Below are 21,903 nucleotides of genomic sequence, written 5' to 3' on the forward strand. Positions count from 1 at the left end.
TTTCTATGCACAACTTAATACAAAATCTTTTTATTATTTCTGGCCCCTCTGGTGTTGGTGAAGACTCTGTTATAGAAGGTCTACGAGAAAGAATTCCTATTGAACGAGTTATCACATCCACAACGCGTCAACCTCGAGAAGGAGAATCTCAAGGAGTTCCTTATTACTTTCTCTCTAAGGAAGATTTTAAAAAGGGAATAGAAAAAGAAATATTCATAGAATATGCAAAAGAGTATAATGATGAATATTATGGCGTAACCAAAGAAGAAATTGAAAGAGTTATACAATCAGGAAAAATTGGTATTTGGAAAATAGAATGGAAAGGTGTTATTACTGCAAAAAAACTTTTTCCTTCTATACAATCTATACTCTTAACTGTGAGTGATCTCTCTATTTTAGAAAAACGTATTCAAAAACGAGGATCTGTTTCCAAAGAATACATTACAGAGAGAATGCTCTATACCATCGAATGGCTTTCTCACAAAGATATTTATGATTACATCGTCTACAATGAAGAAGGAAAACTTACACAAACAATTCAAGAAGTCCAAACAATTATTGAAAATAACAGCCTCCTTTACAAAAAAGATTCAGACAACCGCGCATAGATACCATCTTTGGGATAAGGGACATCGTATTGTTATTGGTGTTTCTGGAGGACCAGACAGCATGGCTCTTCTTTACTTTTTCCTGCATCTAAGAGGGAAATACGATCTTACTCTTTTTGTTGCCCATGTAAATTACCGGTTGCGTGGAACGGAGAGCAATGCCGATCAAAATCTCGTTCAATTCTTTTGTGAAAAAAATAACATTCCCTATTTCAATTATAAACCAAGAAATTTTGAAATAAATGAGGATTCTTTACGAAAAAAAAGATTTCTTTTTTTTAAGAAAATAAAAAGATTAACGAAGTCCCACGTAGTAGCCCTTGCTCATCATAAAAATGATCAAGCGGAAACAGTATTTTTTCGCCTTCTTCGCGGGAGTGGAAGAAAAGGATTATCAGGAATGTCTATCAAAACGAAAACGATTATTCGTCCTTTTCTTTTCACATCAAAGGAAGATATTATTTCTTATACGAAAGAGAATGACATTCCCTATCGTACAGACAAGACAAATCTCGAATCAAACTTTACAAGAAATCGTATTCGAAATATTCTATTCCCCCTTCTAAAAGAACAACTTCATCCAAATATTATCACTGTTTTAGCTCAAACAGGCCATATACTCTCTGATGAAGATATCTATTTAAATTCCTTACTCCAAGAAAATTTTCATCCCCTTATAGAAAAAAAGAATTTGAGTATTTCATTTTCTCTCACGGAATGGAGAGACCTTCCTATTCCCCTCCGAAGAAGAGCTCTTATTTTTTGCATAGACACTATTCCGAAACATTCTTCTACCCTAACAAATATACATTTTTCTCTCATAGAAGAGCTTAAAAATATGCTAGAAAAATCAAAATCTAAACATCAAGAAAAAAGATTTCTAGGATTGCTTTTAGAGAAAAAAGGTGATAGAGTAACCTTGTTTTACACAAAAAATCCATTGTCCGATAATTCTAATACCTAAGATATTTCACACATTTATGAATAAAAATATTAAAAACATTGCAACAGCTGTTCTTCTCGCGATCTTATTTATGGGACTTTTATCCCTTTATACAAACCCCTCAGAAAAACCAGAGGAAATCACACTCAGTACTCTTTCGCAAGAAATAAATGATAATAAAATTAAATCAATTGAAATCGATGAGAGTAAAGTGAATGTCACATTATCTGATGGAAAAAAACAACTCACCACAAAAGAGGCTGAAAGTTCTCTTTCTGAAACACTTGTTAACTTCGGAGTATCCACAGAAAAGCTTAATTCTATAGATATTTCCATAAAAAAAGAATCAGCTTCTTCCTTTTGGCTAAGAACTTTTCTTCCTTTTTTCCTCCCCTTTATTCTTATTGGACTTTTTCTTTGGTTTATGTTTCGTCAAGCGCAAAAGGGAAGTTCCCAAGCACTTACTTTTGGTTTAAGTAGAGCTCGAATAGTCGATCCTAATGACAAAAAAAGAAGGATTACTTTCAAGGATGTCGCGGGAGAAACGGAAGCAAAAGAAGAACTTTTTGAAATCGTAGAATTTCTTAAAGAACCAAAGAAGTTTTTGGCTATGGGTGCTAAAATTCCCAAAGGAGTTCTTCTTATGGGCCCTCCGGGAACAGGAAAAACACTCCTCGCAAAGGCAGTTGCTGGTGAAGCGGGCGTTCCTTTCTTTAATATAAGCGGATCCGAATTTGTAGAAATGTTCGTAGGAGTAGGTGCAAGTCGCGTAAGAGATCTCTTTAAACAGGCTAAGAAACAAGCTCCTGCAATTGTTTTTATTGATGAAATCGATGCTGTGGGACGACATAGAGGAGCTGGCTTAGGAGGTGGCCATGACGAAAGAGAGCAGACTCTTAATCAAATTCTTGTGGAAATGGATGGTTTTGAAACAGATGCTGGTGTCATTGTTATAGCGGCTACCAACCGACCTGACGTACTTGATCCAGCACTCCTTCGCCCTGGACGATTTGACCGTAGAGTTATTCTCGGTTTCCCCGATATGAGAGAAAGAGAGGCTATCCTTACTTTGCACATAAAGAATAAACCTATACATTCTAATGTAGATAAAAAAGTTATTGCCCAAAGAACTCCAGGATTCTCAGGAGCTGATCTAGCCAATCTTCTTAATGAAGCAGCTCTTCTTGCAGCAAGACGTAATAGAAAAACTATCAGGATGCAAGAAATAACAGAATCCATTGAAAAGGTTCTTCTTGGGCCAGCAAGAAAGAGTCGAATTATAAATGAAGAAGAAAAGAAGACAATAGCATATCACGAAGCGGGTCATGCTCTTGTTGCGGATACCCTTCCAAATGCTGATCCTGTACAAAAGGTATCCATTGTTTCTAGAGGCTCAGCAGGAGGTTATACCCTTTCTGTCCCAACTGAAGATAAAAGCCTTAGACGAAGAGATTATTTTATAGATGAACTTGCTGTACTTCTTGGTGCTTACACCAGTGAACATATTGTTTTTGGCGAAGTCACTACCGGAGCATCGAATGATTTAGAAAGAGCTACTCACATTGCCCGTGAAATGGTAACTCGTTATGGAATGAGTTCTCTCGGACCTCGAACTTTCGGAAAAAAGAGTGGAAATATTTTTCTAGGAAGAGATATATCTGAAGAACGTGACTATTCCGACACCACTGCCAGCGCTATAGATAAAGAAGTTTCTGATCTTATTAAAGATGCTTTCGAGACAGCTAAAAAAATCATTCTCGAAAAAAGAGAAACTCTTAATAAAATAGCTGAGGTTCTTCTCGAAAAAGAGACTTTAGAGAAAGATGAATTTGATGCGATTATTTCCTCAAAAAAATCTTAACTCATAGACAATTTTGTAATTGTTCTTTATTATTTACTCTAGCGATCTCTATTTTGTCCAAAATCAAGGACAAAATGAGTCCTTAGCTCAGGGGTTAGAGCGCTACGTTGACATCGTAGAGGTCGGTGGTTCGATTCCACCAGGACTCACCAAAACAAGATTCTTTTATAAAAAACTTTTTCCTATAGTTCATTACTTTTTTTCTATATTTTTATAAAAAAGAAGTTTTTCTTCGTACTCTTTTTTATTTATCATCCTTTCTTTTTTATTCGAATCTTACATTAAAAACTATATAAAGTTCCTATTAAAAAAATTTTATTCTTAAAGTTTAGACACTGAGAAGCTCCTTATTTTTTTATTCTCTCCCAAAAACTCATTTCTTAATTTCTTTAAGAATCTTCTTATTCCATTCAGTATTGCGTGATCGTACCAAAGAGTGTCTTTGCAGAAATAAATATGGAAGAAAATGATAGTTTCTCCCTCTATCCAAGAAGAAAGAAAAAATTAAACAAAAACCTTTAAATGAAAAGTTTCGTTATTTCAAATGAGATCATTTTTCATATCAAGATAACCTCTCTTTTTTGATTTTATTTTGAGAAAAAATTCTCTAGTTAACAAGATTCGTAATAATATTTACAGTTTGCTTTGAGACTTCCCATTGCATTAGAATATGCCGATTGACATGCAGAAATTGTTGAAAAACTATTAGATATTCTTGTTGTTCCACAACAAGACGACTCTTCACATCTTATTAGAAAAGAATATGTTGTTCCGCCACTACCACTACCGCCGCCCCCTTTATAATACGAATTCCATGTAGAATTATTTGATTGATATAATTTATAAAATTGAGCCTTTGGTCCAATCTCACCGATAACCCGATTTACTTCCGATGTTATTTTTTTATCAATACTTCTTATTTCAGATGAAATGTGCTGTTGAATCTGACCTACACCACTACGAATAGTTTGTTGAATAAATGATGTTACAAAGGATGAAACGAGTGCGCTAAGAAATTCTCCAGGAGATTCCGCTGCTGCAATTATTTTATTTCCTAAGTCAGTAACCGCTGATTGTATATCTTTAATGAGAGATCCTGGTGTGATGACATACCCTTCCGGCGTTGTTTGTGGTTTATAACCTTGATATGCCATTCCTTGTATCTTTGCCAATTCTTGTTTCTTTTCAAGTTCATAGGAATATTCTTGCTGAGCTATTGATGAATACCCGTAAGGATTATTATAATCATTTGAAAAATAAGCATCCCAACATTTCCAATTTCCAGCAGCAAACATTTCCGAAGGGTCTGTACAAAACTGATCCAGTGTATATTGTCTTACTTGATCCAATCCTTCAGCGACCACACCCCCGATAGCTCTTCTTGCATAATCTTCCATGTAAGAAGGAAAATTTTGGACAAATCTAACACCTTCATTAACAGCATCAACAGCAGCGCAAGAAGAAGAGACAAGATCCGTATAGGGATCATTCGTTGGACTCGAAGAATAAGCAGGGACATAATCACAGGTATTTTTTCCTTGAAAAGAAACTGAAAAAAAGTCATTTATGTAAAGAGTAGCCTCATCCATCGGAGCTTGAACAACAAAATCTTCCCAATCCGTAATAATGAGAGTTTCTGAATAGCTTGCACCACCTATAAGTTGTCCTATTTGGGTATTAAGCAACTCGTAAGCTGTTACTTTTAATGTTCCTAGTATAGCCGCTTGAATTTCTGTATATGCAGTTTCCATAGCCTGCTTTGCAATCGCAGCCGCATAGGCCGCTCCCCAAACATCAGCCCGAGCAACATTCGGTTTCATTAAGAAAACTGAGGAAAAAAGAAAAATAATTAAGAAAAAGGAATGGGTTACTTTTATTTTACTTTTATTTTTTTGCATATATTTTTATTACACCCTACAAATCAAGTATCATATCTTGGACCCCGATAGTTTCTAATATTGTTGTTACTTCTTGTTGAAAATCACCAGCGAGAGCGATAAGTCCTTGCGCTCGCGAAAGAATGGCTATATTTCCAATAGGGTCTTCAGCATTTGGAGTTGATTCTTCTTCGAGAGAAAGCGCGTATTTTGCTATTTGTAAACCCTTTTTATGTATTGGAAGTACATTTTCTGGAACTTCCACATCATTCATAAGATTAAGAATACTTTCCCCTCGATCAGCCCATTGTTGAATGATCTTATAATTTCCCTGAGAAAATTCTGAAACTGAATTAGAAATTTCTGATTGCACAAAAGATGAAAAACCCTCTTGATCATTAAAGTCAATTTCATTTGACATTGCGGAAGCTACGATATAAGAAATTTTAGATAAATACTCAGAAGTATCTTCCTTTTCTCTCTTCTTTCGTTCTTCTTCATCTAACTTTTTATATCCTTGTTTTAAAATCTTTATTTCATCATCAGCAATCTCAGGAAGTTGAATTTCTTTATTGGCTTCTTCCAAAGCTTGGCTCACTAATGACTCTACAGAATCTAGTGTTACCTCTGTTCCCTCAGCAGTTGCTTCTGAAGCGATCTGTGCAATTTGGGTTGCTGCTTTTTGTGTTAAATTTTCTTTTGTAGAAGAATCTTCTTCTCCTGTTTTTTCATCCACTGAAACGACTTCTTTTTTTTCTACCGCAGGTGTGGGGGGTACTTCATCAGGAATAATTTTATCACCAGGCGCTGGCTTTAGAGGATTATAACCGCCCACAACTTCTGTATAATCACTATAACTATCTCCGTCGCTATCCGCATTATAGGGATCTGTTCCCAAAGCAGTTTCTTCAGAATTACTCAAACCATCTTTATCAAAGTCTTCAAAAAGTGTTAAATTACTCGTTGCTCCTGAATATAAAGGGGAAAGTATTAAAATACTAATGACTAGTGCTATACTGAAAGTATAATTTTGATTGTGCATACATTTCTATTTTTATCATTTGCTAAAACTAGTATACTCTATTTTTATATTTTCGAAAATACTCTTCATTATGAAAAATTCTATACTAAAAAATGAATTTCTTGAATCCCTTCTTGTAGAGAAAAATCGCTCTCATTTAACAAAAAAAACTTACGAAAGAAGGTTGAATCATTTTTTAAAATGGCTTCGTTATGAAGATCCTAAAGAAATAACTTTGGAACGCGTAAGAAGATATCGTATCTTTCTTAATAAGCAACTCAATCACGAAGGCTCTCCCCTTGATAAAAAAACTCAATCTTATTACATCATAACTCTTCGAAGTTTTCTTAAATATCTTGCAAAAAGAGATATTACTTCTCTTAGTCCAGAGATACTTGATGTTGGAAAGAATATTCAAAATGAAATAGAAACACTTAGCTCTGAAGAACTTCATCGACTTTTAAAAATTTCTTCAGGAAAAAATCTTCAAGATCTTAGAGATCGCGCTATTTTAGAACTTCTTTTTTCTTCAGGGCTTCGTGTGAGTGAACTCACAAATCTAAATCGTTCCCATATAAATACCCATTTACAAGAAATGAGTATTCGGGGCAAAGGAAGAAAACTTCGATTAGTATTTATTTCTGATACAGCTAAAATAGCAATACAGAATTATCTTTCACAAAGAACCGACATGGAAGAGGCTTTATTTATACGAACAGATAAAAGAGTCAAAAAAAATTCTTTAGAAAATCCCCGTCTCACATCAAGATCTATTCAAAGAATAGTAAAAAAACGAGCTCAAGAAGCAGGTATAGTAAAAGATGTTCATCCTCATACCTTACGACATAGCTTTGCTACTGATCTTTTAAGGAATGGTGCGGACATACGGAGTGTTCAGCTCATGCTTGGTCATGAATCTATAACAACTACTCAGATCTACACACATATCACAAACAAACAACTTAAAGGGATTCACAAAAAATATCATGGGAAATCCTCTTTGGAAGAAAGCTAAAATAAATGAAAATTATCTTTATTTATGTAAAACATCAACTCCTTTGGAAATTTTTTTAATACCTACTTTTTGAAAAACAATGGTGTAGGTATCATTATTTTGACTCACTATAACCCCTGAACCAAATGTATTGTGTGAGATACGTTCTCCGTCTTTATATTCTTTTTTATTCCTTTCTTCTTTTCTTTCTTTTATATACTCCTTTTTATTAAATTTTCTTTTTTCATATCTATACATTCCCTGACTATGCTCTTTTTTTTGCATCTCTTTCTTTACTAATACTTCAGGAATTTCACTCAAAAATCGTGATGATGGATTTGCCTGCATAGAGCCAAAAAGCATTCTTTGTCGTGCGTAAAGTAAACAAATACTTTTTTTTGCTCGAGTTATTCCTACATACATAAGTCTACGTTCCTCTTCAAGATCCTTTAATGAAAAAGAGCTTCGTGAATGTGGTAAAATATTCTCCTCAGTTCCTACAATAAAAACATGATCAAACTCTAAACCCTTCGCACTATGCATTGTCATACAATGAACAACATTTTCATTTCGATTAACTTGATCGCTATCAGCTATAAGCGCGGTTTCTTCTAAAAAAAACTGTAATGCTTCAGATAAATTCAATTCATCATAACGAGAAAGTACACTAAATAGCTCGCTAATATTTTCTATTCTTGCCTCATTTTCAGAAGTTCGTTTTTCACAAAGAGCAGCTTCATACCCTGAATTTTTATAGACATTTTTAGCCCAATCAGAAAGAGAGCTTTTTTCATTCAAAAGGGACATCCCTTTCATTTTTTCACAAAAACTACGAATGCATTTACGTTTAGATTCTGCCATCACATCACAAGAAATTTCCATTCCCACATCAAGAATATTGCGAGAATTTTCTGCTAATTTTAACCACATTTCCAATGTCTTCTTTCCAATTCCTCGCTTTGGCTCATTTACAATTCTTATTAACGCCATTTGATCTGTTGGGTTAAGTAAGAAACGAAAATATGCAATCATGTCCTTTATTTCTTTTCGATCATAGAATTTCAAGCCCCCCACTATTTTGTAAGGAATGTTTTCATGAAGAAAAATTTCTTCCAATGCTCTAGATTGAGCGTTTGTTCTATATAAAACTGCAAAATTTTTATATAATTCTTCTTTATTTTTAGAAATCTCTTTTTTAATTGAATCAGCAACATATTGAGCCTCCCCTGATTCATTATTCGCTTCATAAAAAATAATTTTCTTTCCCCCTTTTTTATCAGTCCAAAGTTTTTTCTCTTTTCTATTTTTATTTTGTGAAATAATACCATGCGCCGCATCAAGTATAATTTGAGTGGATCGGTAATTTTGTTCTAAATGTATTATCTTTGCGTCCGGATACTCTCTTTCAAAATCCAGAATATTACGAATATCAGCGCCTCGAAAAGCATATATAGATTGCCAATCATCTCCAACAGCACAAATATTTCTATGACTTTTTGCAAGTGTTGCAATAAAACGATATTGAATATTGTTAGTATCTTGGTACTCGTCAACAAGAATATATTTAAAACGCTGTTGATATTTTTCTACAATATTTGGTTTTTTTTGAAAAATCTCCATTGTGACCAAAAGTAAATCATCAAAATCCAAAGCATTATCTCGAATAAGAATATCTTCGTATTTTTCATAAGCTCTTGCAATCATCTCTTCCATATAGTTCTGAGCTTGATCAGAAAATTCTCTTGAATTCAAAGATTTATTTTTTGCCGCTGAAATAATACTAAGAAATCCTTTTGGAGAAAATTGTTTCGCATCAAATCCAAGATCTTTTATTATTCTCTTGAGATACATCTCCTGTTCAGAAGTGTCAACAATGTGAAAATTTTTTTCCCTTCCTAATACCGTTATATCTTGACGTAAAATTTTTGAACAAATACTGTGAAATGTTCCTGTGAGAGGGGTTTTTTCATGAAAGGAATTATTCGAAAAAAAAGATTGGGTAGGAATTTTTGTCAACATTGCCAATCTTGATCGCATTTCTTCAGCCGCTTTGTTTGTGAAAGTAACTGACATGATATTTCCCCCGGAAACGCCTTTATTTCTTATAAGATGGGCAATTCTATGCGTTAATGTTTTTGTTTTTCCTGAGCCAGCTCCCGCCAATATCAAAAGAGGCCCCTCAGTATGCAGGACGGCTTCTTTTTGTTCCTCATTTAATGAAAAAAGTATATCTTCCATAGTGTTTTTCGATTGTATCATAAAAAATTGCCTTTATCCAATAATTGTTTCATACTAAAAATATGAAACTTATTATTTTAAAATTAGAGAGGATAATTAGCCTCCTAGAAAATACAAAAATTTCCTTTTCTCTTTGGATTGGGACCTTTTTAAGTATAATTTTTTCTAGAATCCTTATTGAAAATTTGCTTGGAGGTTTTTCTCACAGAGAAATACATTTTCTTTTTTCGGAATTTTCTCATACGTTTCTTTTTTTCCTTCTTTCTTATTGTGTATTCCTTGTTCTTTTATCTAAAACGACAAAAACAAATATTTCAGCCACAGCAAATGTTCTTCTTTGGGGCTTTCTTATAATTCTTATTCCTCCCATTATAGATTATTTTATCTCTCATGGGAGAGGTCTTTGGAGTTTCTATGAATTTGACAGCTTGGAAGGTCTTTTGCGTGGATTTTTCACTTTTTTTGGAGATACTCCTAATATGGGAATTACCTATGGAGTTCGCATTGAGGTTATTTTGTCACTTTTCCTTTTTTTTGTTTATGTTTTTATTAAAACAAAAGACTATTTGCGAGCCCTTCTTACAACCTTTATTGCCTATACGTTCTTTTTTATACTTGGCACATTTCCTTCATGGATTGCATTCTTCGTACTTGGCTGGGAGAAAGGATTTATGGAAGTTACTTCTGTTGATATAGCGGGAATGTTTCTTTCTCCTGAAACATCCCTCTCTTATACTCCCGGGAACATCATAAATTCACTTAATGCAAAAATGAGCATTATTTACGCCTATATTCTTTTCAATATCATTCCTCTATTTTCTTTTTTCTTCTACCCCAAAGAAACAAAATCACTTTTTCTTAATATTCGAGTACCCCAAACTATTTACCACGCAGGGCTTGTTTATGTTGGGGCTGGTATTGCCCTCCTTTTTTCACAAAATCCAATAAACTTTCTAACTTTTTTTAATGGATTAGCCCTTGTTCTTCTTACCTTAACTGCGATAACAGCGTGGCTTACCAGCGTAGTAGTTAATGATATTTTCGATGAATCCATAGATGCTATTACAAATACCCATAGACCCCTTATACAGAAAACTATTTCAAAAAACTCCTACAAAAAAGTTGGTTGGACTCTCTTCTTTCTCTCTTTATTTTTAGCAGGAATAGCTCATCCCTATGCAATAGCCTTAGTTTTTGTGTATCACGCTCTCACATGGCTCTACAATGCACCTCCGTTTCGTCTCAAACGAATTCCTTTCATTGCAACATTCTTAGGATCTATCGCCTCATTCATAATTATTCTTTTGGGTTATATTGCCTTTGACACCACAGGGATTATCACTGATATTCCTTGGGAAATAATTTTTCTTCTTCTTTTTTCTTATACTATTTCCCTTCCTATAAAAGACTTTAAAGATATTAAAGGTGATAAGAAAAATAATATTTGGACACTCCCTGTTCTTATGGGAGAAAAATATGCACGACTTTTTGTAGCAACGGGAATTTTTTTCTCTTTTATTTTAAGTGCTCTTATTCTAAATGCTAAAAATATAATTCCTTGGGCTCTCATTTTTAGCACAATTGCTTTTTTTATAGTATCTAATCCAAATCTTTCTATTTTGAATAAAAAAATTACTCCACAAATGCTCCCTGGTTTTATTATTGGCCTAGTCTTTCTTTACACATTAATTCTTTTGTTCTCAATCCTCTAATTATATGTAATTTTCTTTTAGAAAATTTGTTATTTTTTTCCAGTCATTTACACTTAAGTCTTGAGCTCTAACTTTTTCCTTTAAATCTATTTGGAGAAGGAAATTTTCCATCATTTCTTTTTTTATAGGAAACCCATTCACAATGTTATTAGCCAATGTTTTTCTTCGAGCAGAAAAACCCGTTCTCACAACTCGAAAAAATAAATCTGTATTTTCATTATTTTTTTCACATTCTTTTTTTATTAAAACAAAAGCACTTTCCACTTTTGGAACTGGTTCAAATGCCTCTTTAGAAACAAAAAATTGTATTTCTGGGCGAGCATAATATTGCACCGCCACAGACAAAATGCTCATTTCTCCCAAAGGAGCACATATTCTTTCAGCAACCTCTTTTTGTATCATAAAAAACATTTCCCTCGGAGATTGTTTCATTTCTAAAAATTTTCGAATAATAGGTGAGGTTATATAATAAGGTAAATTTCCAATCATTCGAAACGTCCCCTTTGAACTTTGAAGGTTTTTCTTTTTTTCATTTTCCACACTCTTTTCGCACAAAACCGTATTAAGATTTAATTCCGAAAAAATTTTTCCAATATCTGTTTTTAAAATATCTTGATGAACAATAAACGCATTAGAATAATTTTTAAATTTTTCTTTCAAAATAGGTATTAATCGATCATCTAATTCAATAGCTACCACGATAGCACCCGCATGAATAAGTTGCTCTGTTAAAACACCCTCTCCGGGACCAATTTCCACTATAAGCTCCCCCTCACATGGGGCGATCGCAGAAATAATTTTTTCTATCACCTGTTTATCTTGTAAAAAATTTTGTCCCAGTGATTTTTTTGCATCCATACAATAATTTTCTTTCCTTTAAATATGTATTAAAAAACAAGATTTACATCTTTAATAGTAAGTCTTTTTAATACAAAAGCAAATTTCAACAAAAACTCTAAAAGATTCTTATTCGGATTAAAATATTATCACAATCTTTGTTATCAAATTTTACTATTTTTTCTAGATTTCTTTTTATTTTTAACAAACAATTAATTTAAAATTTCTTCAACTTTAACTTCAATAACACCAGCACCTATAGATGCTATTTTTTCAAACGCCACCTTATCTAAATCTATAATTCTATTTTCTCCAAACGGCCCCCTATCATTTATAACTACAATAACTGATTTTCCGTTTATCGTATTAGTTACTCTTACATGACTTCCTAGAGGCAACCAGGGACTTGCAGCAGCGTCTGTGCCTGTAAAAGAATACCACGTTCCAAAACCAGTATGTTTTTTACCAAGCTTCACATACGCTCCTTGCACCACTTTTTCATCCACCGGATCTTTTACAATCTCAGTTCGTATAAGTTTTCTCTTGATTTCCTTACTGTCATGCTTTAAAACTTCATACGTTAATTGTTTTTCACCCTTTTCTCCTTTTTGAATAATCTTTTTTTCCCTCCAACCTAAAGCGTTACTCTCTTCCGCTTGTATTTTATAAGGAATCATTTCCTTTTTCTTATCTTCTTGTATTTCAACTCGAATAACTTGTATTTCCATTCCATCAACCACAGGAACTCCCTTTTCAGGAAAGGTAATGTCTTCTTTTTTTAAAATTATATTATTTTCAGCTAAGACATTAGAAACAAAGGATGTATTAGTATTCAATTCATATTTTTTATCTTTCATAGTAATGTGAACTGTTTTTTTTCTCTGAATATAGAGTCGTAACCCCGAATCAATAAAAACATCTTTGGATGGAAAAATAGTATCACCCTCCAAAAGAACTATTCCTAGCTTTTGTAGAGCATCATTTACTGTTAGTGGTCCATCAAGCCTCACCGGATATTCCTTTTCTTCTTCACAAATAAAAAACTCACGAGTAAGATCACTCGTTTTAGAAGAATCTTTAGCGAATACAAAATAAAAAAATGAGCCCGATAACAGAAAAAGAAATATAATAAAAGAAATACGAATCTTCATAATAAAAACTTATGATTCATAACGGAATCTATACTGTATCGCCTCAGCTATATGAGCAACACCAATTTCATTATTTTGTTCCAAATCCGCAATAGTACGTGCTGTTTTTATTAACCTATAATACCCTCGGGGACTCAATTTAAGAGCTGAGATAGCTTCTTTCAATAAAGTCTTACATTCTGCATCCAATGAGCAATATTCTCCAACAGCCCTCGTTGAAAGCTGGCTATTTAAATCTATCTTCTCTTTTTCAAAACGATTTTTTTGTACCAATCTAGCATTAACAACACGACATCGGATATCATAACTTGATTCTGCTTCAGAAAAAGAAACTTCGGATTGAAGTTTTTCCACATCCAAACGTGGAACTTCTACTTGCAAGTCTATTCTATCAAGAAGTGGCCCTGATAATTTTTGTTGATACTTTTGTCTTTGACTATTCGTACAACTACACAAACGTTGTGGATCTCCTGCATTCCCACAAGGACAGGGATTCATCGCCGCAACAAGAACAAATCGTGAAGGAAATTCTATTGTTTGTTTCGCTCTTGAAACAACAACAAATCCTTCTTCCAATGGCTGTCTCAGATTCTCCAATACGCTTCTTGGAAATTCTGGAAATTCATCCAAAAATAATACACCTCTATGCGCTAAAGTTATTTCCCCGGGCCGAGGATTAGAACCTCCTCCTATAAGTGAGACGGCACTTGCGCTATGATGCGGACTTCTAAATGGTCGCTCTTTCAAAACAGCAATTTTTCTTGGTAAACAACCAGAAATAGAATAAATTTTTGTAACCTCTAAACTTTCTTCTCGATTAAGTTCTGGGAGTATTGTAGGAACGGCACGAGCTAAAAGTGTTTTTCCCGATCCTGGAGGGCCTGAAAGAAGAACATTATGTCCTCCAGCAGCAGCGATCTCTAAAGCGCGTTTAGCATATTCCTGTCCGCGAATAAATCTAAAATCGCTTTCTCCAATAATTCTTCCCTCATCAAAATCATAAGATTTATCAACAAATTGATGCGTCGGGAGCGTTTCTTTTCCTCGAAGATATAGTATTAACTCTCGCAAAGATTTTACACCAAAAATATCAATTCCATCCACCACGGAAGCTTCATATAAATTTTCATAGGGGATAAAAATTTTTTCTATCCCTTTATTTTTAGCTTCACATACAATTGATAAAATTCCACGAACAGGTCGCAAGCTTCCGGAAAGCGATAATTCCCCCACAAAGAGAAAATTTGAATTTACATAATCCAATTGTCCTGATGCAACAAGGAAGCTTAAAGCTATAGGAAGATCATAAAGAGGACCTGCTTTAGGTAAATCAGCAGGGGCCAAATTAACAGTAACTCTTCCATGTGCATATGGAGGAGAGAATCCACTATTCTTTAAAGCTGATTCAACGCGACTTTTTGATTCTTTTACAGCCACATCCGGCAATCCCACAAGTATAAAACTTGGGAGTCCATTTCCTAAAACATCCGCTTCTACTTGAATAATCTTTCCCTCTAATCCAACCACCGCTCCAGAATTAACACTGCATATCATAAAATCTAAAAAGTAAATAAAATTTAACCTATTTTCATCTTACCTCTTTTTTTATAAAAATACATAGGAAAAGTAAAGCTCCAAAAAAAATACCCGCATCTGCTATATTCCAATAAAAAAGATTAAAAAAAGAAAAATAATCATAAACACAACCAAAAATAAGTCTATCAAAGAAATTAGTTACACCTCCTCCAAAAAAAAGCAATAAAGCAATAATTTCTAATGAAAAAACATTTTTCCTCTTCAAAGAGAAAATCTGAACTAAACACAAAAGAAGAAACAAGCTGATAATTATTATTATCCACATTTTCGAAAAAGAAGAAAATGTCCCAAAAGAAAAACCAAAATTACAAAAAAGATGAGAATGGTATATGTATTTTAAAAATTGATGCGAGAGTAAAAATAAAATAGAAATAGAAAAAATCATTTCCATCACAGAATGATTTTTAAAATATGAGCAAAAAAACAACTTATTCATCAGCACACGTTTTAGCTTCAGGATAAATACGAAGCCTCTCTTCAGGAATAATTTTTCCACTCTTTTGTGAAATTCCATAATTCCCAGCATTAATCCTTTCCAAGGCTTCGATAATTTCTTGAAGATGTACTTCTAGTGTATTTTCTAAAGCAAGATTACTTTCATATTCCTCAACTTCGTGAGCATTATCTTCTTGATCTCGACCCAAATCATTGAATTGAGTTTCAAATCTTCCCTCTTGGTGATCAGTTTCAATAGCAAAACGAGATAATTCATTTTCCAGTTTGGCCTTTTCTTCCAATAAAAAAACTTTCATCTCATCTAAAAATTTCTGATTATGTGTTTCCATACAATTGAAGTTACTTTAACTTATTAAAATATAATACCATCCTAAAATAAAGGCGTCCAGATAGAATTACAAAAATATATGTTCTAAATGACGAATATTTTTTAAATTTTCATTCTCATCATAAGTAATTATGATTGCATCTAAAGAAAAAGGTGTCCGATTCCATTGAGGATGTTCTTTTAAATAACAAGAAATAATTCGATGCAACTTTCTCAGTTTATCTTTCGTAATATTCATCTCTGGTGGAAGATTATCTTTTTTTAATCCAAAACCAGCCTTTACTTCAAAAAAAACTAAATAATTATCTTTACAGGCTATAATGTCAATTTCACCCAAGGAATAGCCCTTAGAATTTCTAAAATTCCTTTCAATAATTTTATATCCTTTTCCTTTAAGAAAAACACAAGCATCATTTTCACCTTGACAACCCCTTTTTTTTAAATCTTTTTTAAAAGATTTACTCTTTAAAAATAAATTTCTCCACATAAACAAAAAAATCCCGAAAAAGGGAAATGCATTAAAAAGAAAAAATCTGTTACCAGGCGCCGTCCGCGCCCAAAAATATATTAATTTGGCTGTACGGCGCCCGATTTTTGTTATGCTCAAGCATCACTCGAGTATTTTCTATAAAGCGGGTGAGTGCTTTATAGTAACTCATTAGATGTAATGCTTTCGCACACTTGCCTCCCCGACCCCCGGCATAGAGCCTTTTTTTAAGGTACTGATTTTGTTTTTTTATTTTTATTTTAAGGATTTTTTTATTTTTATTTTTTTCTCCTCTCTCATACATTGTATGAATAAAACGATAGGGGTCAGCGGAAACGTTCCGATTGCAAATAGGGGGAAATTACAACCGGAACGTTACCGCCGAAAAGCAAGTTTATTTGTTAATGTTCTCAACTCAACGATGTAAGTATAGCACGTAAAACCAATCTTTTCAAGTTAATTATTTAAACGACTCCATAAAGCGAAAAAATAACAATCTCTCTTCTCTTAAATTTTTCAAATATACTTCTTATCCTTCTCTAAAAAAAAGTAATTCTCTTTTTTTAGCTTTAGATTAGCCTATAAAAAAGATCCTTTTATTTTTTTAGGGTATCATATCAAGAACGACACGAACAGATTCCTTACTCGTTCCTATAGCAAGCATTTCATCCTTAAATGCATAATCAAAAGAATAATTTAAGGAACCTTTTTCAATATTATGAAAACGAACAGGGATGCTATTATATGAACCTGACATAAATGTATATACTGAAGGCAATAAAACAGCATCTTCATAAAGATCTTCTACAAGAAGAGCTCCGGATAATTCTAAATTTTTCTTTATATTTTCAGTTAATAATTTTTCTTTATTAAAATCAATAAGAAGTCCGAATCTTACTCCGTAAGACTCATGACTTGCAACGAGATTCCAGGTAGCTTCTTTCGTTAAGTCGATAGTATTGGCTAAGGTAGAAAAAGCTTCTGTAATAGGAAAGGTTTCTTTTGTACTAGGATCTTTAAATTCAAATTTAAATTTATTTCCCACTGGTAATTCTTCTACATTTTCCCGTATCTTTTCTATTTCCTGATTAAAAGTAGTTTTATCCGATTGGATAATATTTATTTCATTTGTATTATATTTTTCAGCAACAACCACTGGTGGTATTATTGGATCTTCTTTAGGAATTTCATTACTAACGGGTGGTTTTATAGGCTCTTCTTCTTTTTTTACACCCAAACCTAAATACGACATTCCATCATATTGAATCCAAAAATAATAACCTCCCCAAAAAAATAAAATTAAAAAAATAAATAAAAAAGAAAAATTGAAGATCTTTCTAGCGAAAGGTGAAAAAAAGTCCTCGTGAATTCTTTCTTTTTTATAAACAACTTTATCTTCAATTTTTGGAAAATTATTTTCATTTGGATTTATTTTAACTTCCTCTTTTTTGCTTATATCTTCTGAAGAAAAATAATTATTTATTTTTTCTTTTTGTTGTTCAGTAATGTCACCATTCTTCTCTGTAAAAGAAATTTCTTTATTCTCATTTTTAAATTCTATTGGTTTAGATTCTGTAATTGGAAGTTCTGGTATATTTTTTTCTGTAAATACTTTTTCCTCTTTAGTATTCAAAGGCATTTTAACATCCCCATTTGGAATAACACCCTTCTCTAAAAATTTATTTTTTTCTTCCTGACTATTTTCCTCCTTACTCTCTAGCGAGGAAGTTTTTCCCTCATGACTAGAAAATCCAAAAGATTTCTGAAAAAAGTCTTCAGCAGAGTCAAATTTTTCATCACTATTTTTTATATAAGAATCATTTTCTTCTATTTTTTCATTTTCAGCAGAAGGTAATCGTGATAATATTTTCTCCTCTATATGCACATTATTAGAAATAGGAGTTGAAATAATAATCTGTTCACCACCTCTTATTAAATCCTCCGTTTCAATATTTTTATCATTTTCCACTTTATCATTCTCTGATTCCTCTTTTTTTATAGACGTATCAATGTTTAATTTTTCTTCATTTACTTCATCAACAATAGGAGAAGTAGTATCTACAGCGGGGATATTTTTATCCGAAAAAGTATTTATTAATTTTTCTCCTTCATTAGTATTTAGTACTGATACAATTTCTTTCGAAGCTGTTGTCGTAACAACAGATGACTTATTAGAAAATTGTTCTTTTTGAACTCTAGATAAAGTCTCATCAATAACGAGTGGCTTATTAACAGTACTATTCGGTGAATCAAAAATAATCTCTTTTATCCCGTCTTGTTTCTTTTTTAGAAAAAGATTCTCTTTATTATTAATTTCATCATTTCCAGAAGCTCCTATTTCTTGAGAAAAGAAAGGGGATGCTTCTTTTATGATACTATCTCTTTCATCGGATTTTATTTTTTCTTTTTCAGTCTCAAAAGAAATTCCAGAAACACCTTTTTTTTCAAAACGAAGCAAATCTTTTTTCATTGTTCTTATTAATGAAGAAAAATCTTTTTCAGGCTTACTTTGAGAATCCATTAACTCTGATGGATTTATAGTTTCTTGATCTTTTATTTTATTTTTTTTTCCAAACATACCAGACATTTAATTTTTTTATTGTACATCAAAATACAATTTTATGCCAACTATTTTTTTATACCTATTCTGAAGCCTCTTTCATGGAGAGATTTATTCGTCCAAGATTATCAATCTCAATTACTTTAACTTTCACAATATCTCCAATCTTCACTATTGTTTCAACTTTTTCAACTCTTTCTTTTGAAAGCTGTGAAATGTGTATTAGACCTTCTTGTCCAGGAAGGACTTCTGCAAAAGCACCGAAATTCATAATACGAGTAATTTTTGCATTAAATAATTCCCCACTTTTCACTTCACGTGTAAGATTTTCAATCCATTGTTTCGCCTTTTCAGCACCTAATTCATCTACTGCTGTTATAAAGATAGACCCGTCATCTTCAATATCAATTTCTACACCCGTTTCACTAATAATTTCATTTATTATCTTTCCTCCAGGACCAATAACATCTCTTATCTTGTCTGGATTAATTTGAAGAATGATAATTCTTGGTGCATAAGGTGATAATTTTTCTCTAGGAGAGGCAATTTCAGATACTATAGAATTTAAGATGTCCATTCTATTTCCGTGTGATTGACGAAGAACTTCTTTTAACATTTCTACAGTAACTCCTTCAACTTTCACGTCCATTTGTAATGCTGTTATACCTTTTTGGGTACCTGCAACTTTAAAATCCATATCTCCGAAATGATCTTCGAGTCCTTGAATGTCTGATAATACTTTAAAGTCTTTTTCTCCAATAATAATACCCATAGCAATTCCACTTGCCGGAGCTTGTATTGGAACACCTGCATCCATAAGAGCAAGTGTTGAACCACACACTGAAGCCATTGACGAGGATCCGTTTGACTCTAAAACTTCACTCACTAAACGAATTGTGTAAGGAAAATCTTCTTTTGTTGGAAGTAATGGCTCCAAAGCTCTTTCAGCAAGCGCGCCATGTCCAATTTCTCTTCTTCCTGGTCCCCGCATCGGACGAACTTCACCTACAGAATATGGAGGAAAATTATAATGATGCATATAACGTTTTTTTGTATCATTTTCTTCCATTGAATCTAGTATCTGTTCTGCTCCTGGAGCACCTAAAGTTGCCACAGTAAGAGCTTGTGTCTCCCCTCTCGTAAAAAGACCCGTACCATGAGTCCTTGGCAAAACACCTGTTCTACAAGTTATTTTTCTTACTTCAGATAAAGCTCTTCCGTCTGGACGTTTTCCTTGTAATAAAACATTCTTATGCACAAGTTCATCTGCTACAATATCCACAATAAGAGAAGCTGCTTCTTTTGAGGCTTGTCCTTTTGGTTCTATTGAAGCTACCCACTCTTGTGTATAAGAAAATATTTTTTCACTTACTTCATTCAAACTATCATACTTCGCTACTTTAGAGTCCTTTTCAAATAAAATATCTTCATAAGAATTCTCTTGCAAAATATTCCGTACGCCTAATTCAAATTCATCGCTCCACGTTAATAATGCGGGTTTTGATTTTTCTTTTCCTACATCTTCTCTTATGGAACGAATAAAATCTGATATTTTTTTAAGATAAGAGGTTCCGTATTCAAAAGATTTAACAATATCATCTTCTGAAACTTGTTTCGCACCAGCCTCTATCATATTAATAGTATCACCACTTCCTGAAAGTACGAGATCTATATCACTTAATTTTCTTTCTTCATTTGTAGGATTTATAATAAAAGCATTGTCAATTCTCCCTATTCTCAAAGCGGCTATAGGGCCATTCCATGGTATATCAGAGATATGAAGAGCGAGTGAAGCTGCTATTATAGAAAGAACACTTGGTTCATTTTCTTGATCTATAGAAAGTACCGTAGCGATAACTTGAACATCATTTCTCATCCTCATATCAAATAAAGGTCTGATCGTTCTATCAATAAGACGTCCGTTCAAAATCGCTTCGTCTGTTGGGCGTCCCTCACGTTTAATGAATCGGCTACCCTTAATTTTTCCGGAAGCATAAAATCGTTCTTCATAGTCAACCATTAAAGGAAAATATCCTGTAATTCCTGATTGTCTTTTACTCATGGTAGCAGTTGCTAACACAACTGTTTCTCCATAACTCACACAAACAGATCCATTTGCTTGTTTCGCAAGCTCACCTGTTTCAACAGTAAGTGTTCTCCCCTCAAGTTCCATTGTCCAACGATTCACTTTACTCATATATCCTTTATTTCTGCTCTAGTAATAATCACACTAAATATTCTCTTACAAAAACTAGCCCTTCACAGAAGAAGCAAATAGAAATTTCTTCTTTTCTGCACTTAAATCAAAAAATTCATCCGCTCTTTCAATAAGTTTAGCACTTGTTGATTCTCGAAATGCTATAACTTCAACACGACAACCAGCAGTATTTTGAATATATTCCACCAAAGGAAGATAGTCTCCGTCTCCAGAAACCAAAACAATAACGTCCATCGATTTTGAAAATCGAACCGCGTCCATAGCAATACCAACATCCCAATCAGCCTTCTTTACTCCGCCAGCAAAAATTTGAAGATCTTTTTTCTTAACTTCATATCCTGCGTTTTCAAGAGCTTCAAAAAAAGGCCCTTCCATACCCTCTTCAGTTTGAACTCCGTAAGCAATAGCTCTAATAAGCTTTCTTCCACTAACACCTTCTTCAAGAATATTTTTAAAATTCACTCTTCGTCCATAAAGAACACGAGCCGTATAATACATATTTTGTATATCAACGAGAACACCAACTCTTTGTTCTTTAAATTTTGCCATATTTTTATTTTGAAGAAAGTATACTAAAGAATTTAACCCTTGAGACCCAATTTTTTTACTACTTTTTTATATATATCTTCATTCGTTTTCTGCAAGTAAGCCATGAGGCGACGCCTCTTAGAAACCATTTTTAATAAACCTCTTCGGGAATGAAAATCTTTCTTATTCTGCTGTAAATGTGAAGTTAATCTTTTAATCTGCTCTGTAAATAGAGCTATTTGATATTCTGGGGATCCTGTGTCTTTATCATGACGTCGAGTATCTTTTGTTGCACCATTCTTTTGCTCTCCTGTAAGCATATATAAGTTTGAGCAGAGCATGAGTCTATAAAAACCCTTAATTCGTCTTATTAAACGAAATCAAACGAATAAAAAATTATCTTCAGAGTAAAGAAGCGATTTCTTTATTCAAATGCTTGCTTATAAATAAAAAATTACATTGAATACTATCTCATATATTCCAATTTT

General features: G+C 33.1%; 18 protein-coding genes and 1 tRNA gene. 6 read left to right on the forward strand and 13 right to left on the reverse strand.

Annotation, left to right across the window (positions count from 1 at the left end; genetic code table 11):
- The first annotated feature begins 5 nt into the window (after positions 1-5).
- From IPN70_02380 to IPN70_02395, 4 genes are all read left to right on the forward strand, one after another.
- Positions 6-608, forward strand: a complete 603-nt coding sequence (locus tag IPN70_02380) for a guanylate kinase (protein QQS61745.1) — start codon at positions 6-8, stop codon at positions 606-608.
- Entirely contained in the window at positions 511-1,572 is a 1,062-nt protein-coding gene (tilS, locus tag IPN70_02385) for a tRNA lysidine(34) synthetase TilS (GenBank protein QQS61746.1), read from the forward strand. Before IPN70_02380 ends, tilS begins: the two co-directional genes overlap by 98 nt.
- A gap of 16 nt (positions 1,573-1,588) precedes the next feature.
- Positions 1,589-3,412, forward strand: coding sequence for an ATP-dependent zinc metalloprotease FtsH (gene ftsH / locus IPN70_02390; GenBank protein ID QQS61747.1), 1,824 nt, complete (start codon positions 1,589-1,591; stop codon positions 3,410-3,412).
- Positions 3,413-3,488: 76 nt separating this feature from the next.
- Positions 3,489-3,564, forward strand: a tRNA-Val gene (locus IPN70_02395).
- A gap of 459 nt (positions 3,565-4,023) precedes the next feature.
- Here IPN70_02395 and IPN70_02400 read toward each other — a convergent pair.
- Entirely contained in the window at positions 4,024-5,232 is a 1,209-nt protein-coding gene (locus IPN70_02400; protein ID QQS61748.1) for a hypothetical protein, read from the reverse strand.
- A 94-nt stretch (positions 5,233-5,326) separates the two neighbouring features.
- On the reverse strand, positions 5,327-6,331 hold the full coding sequence (locus IPN70_02405) for a hypothetical protein (GenBank protein ID QQS61749.1): 1,005 nt from the start codon (positions 6,329-6,331) through the stop codon (positions 5,327-5,329).
- Between the two features lie 70 nt (positions 6,332-6,401).
- Between IPN70_02405 and IPN70_02410 the strand changes: the two genes are divergently transcribed.
- Positions 6,402-7,325 (forward strand): tyrosine-type recombinase/integrase, encoded by a 924-nt coding sequence (locus IPN70_02410; protein QQS61750.1) that lies wholly within the window; start codon positions 6,402-6,404, stop codon positions 7,323-7,325.
- A gap of 18 nt (positions 7,326-7,343) precedes the next feature.
- Here IPN70_02410 and IPN70_02415 read toward each other — a convergent pair whose 3' ends face one another.
- Positions 7,344-9,563: a UvrD-helicase domain-containing protein gene (locus IPN70_02415; protein QQS61751.1), complete on the reverse strand. Its 2,220-nt coding sequence runs from the start codon at positions 9,561-9,563 to the stop codon at positions 7,344-7,346.
- 41 nt (positions 9,564-9,604) lie between these two features.
- On the opposite strand from IPN70_02415, the gene IPN70_02420 reads away from it, so the two are divergent.
- Positions 9,605-11,254 (forward strand): UbiA family prenyltransferase, encoded by a 1,650-nt coding sequence (locus IPN70_02420; protein ID QQS61752.1) that lies wholly within the window; start codon positions 9,605-9,607, stop codon positions 11,252-11,254.
- Here the strand turns inward: IPN70_02420 and rsmA are convergent, their stop codons facing one another.
- From rsmA to rpsO, 10 genes are all read right to left on the reverse strand, one after another.
- Entirely contained in the window at positions 11,255-12,112 is an 858-nt protein-coding gene (gene rsmA / locus IPN70_02425; protein ID QQS61753.1) for a ribosomal RNA small subunit methyltransferase A, read from the reverse strand.
- A gap of 191 nt (positions 12,113-12,303) precedes the next feature.
- Entirely contained in the window at positions 12,304-13,242 is a 939-nt protein-coding gene (locus tag IPN70_02430; GenBank protein ID QQS61754.1) for a G5 domain-containing protein, read from the reverse strand.
- Between the two features lie 9 nt (positions 13,243-13,251).
- A complete protein-coding gene (locus IPN70_02435; protein QQS61755.1) occupies positions 13,252-14,796 on the reverse strand; it encodes a YifB family Mg chelatase-like AAA ATPase in 1,545 nt (514 codons plus the stop codon).
- Between the two features lie 34 nt (positions 14,797-14,830).
- Entirely contained in the window at positions 14,831-15,223 is a 393-nt protein-coding gene (locus IPN70_02440) for a signal peptidase II (GenBank protein QQS61756.1), read from the reverse strand.
- Between the two features lie 43 nt (positions 15,224-15,266).
- Positions 15,267-15,623: a hypothetical protein gene (locus IPN70_02445; GenBank protein ID QQS61757.1), complete on the reverse strand. Its 357-nt coding sequence runs from the start codon at positions 15,621-15,623 to the stop codon at positions 15,267-15,269.
- A 66-nt stretch (positions 15,624-15,689) separates the two neighbouring features.
- Positions 15,690-16,109, reverse strand: a complete 420-nt coding sequence (locus tag IPN70_02450) for a YraN family protein (protein ID QQS61758.1) — start codon at positions 16,107-16,109, stop codon at positions 15,690-15,692.
- Positions 16,110-16,713: 604 nt separating this feature from the next.
- Positions 16,714-18,687, reverse strand: a complete 1,974-nt coding sequence (locus tag IPN70_02455) for a hypothetical protein (GenBank protein ID QQS61759.1) — start codon at positions 18,685-18,687, stop codon at positions 16,714-16,716.
- Between the two features lie 64 nt (positions 18,688-18,751).
- Positions 18,752-20,866 carry a polyribonucleotide nucleotidyltransferase gene (gene pnp, locus IPN70_02460; protein ID QQS61760.1) on the reverse strand — a complete coding sequence of 705 codons (2,115 nt, stop codon included), beginning with the start codon at positions 20,864-20,866 and terminating at the stop codon, positions 18,752-18,754.
- A gap of 54 nt (positions 20,867-20,920) precedes the next feature.
- Positions 20,921-21,436, reverse strand: a complete 516-nt coding sequence (locus tag IPN70_02465; GenBank protein ID QQS61761.1) for an NYN domain-containing protein — start codon at positions 21,434-21,436, stop codon at positions 20,921-20,923.
- Between the two features lie 32 nt (positions 21,437-21,468).
- Complete coding sequence (gene rpsO, locus IPN70_02470) at positions 21,469-21,735, reverse strand: 30S ribosomal protein S15 (GenBank protein QQS61762.1); 267 nt, start codon at positions 21,733-21,735, stop codon at positions 21,469-21,471.
- Between the last annotated feature and the right edge of the window lie 168 nt (positions 21,736-21,903).

The sequence above is a fragment of the Candidatus Moraniibacteriota bacterium genome (assembly GCA_016699795.1).
Taxonomy (GTDB): domain Bacteria; phylum Patescibacteriota; class Minisyncoccia; order Moranbacterales.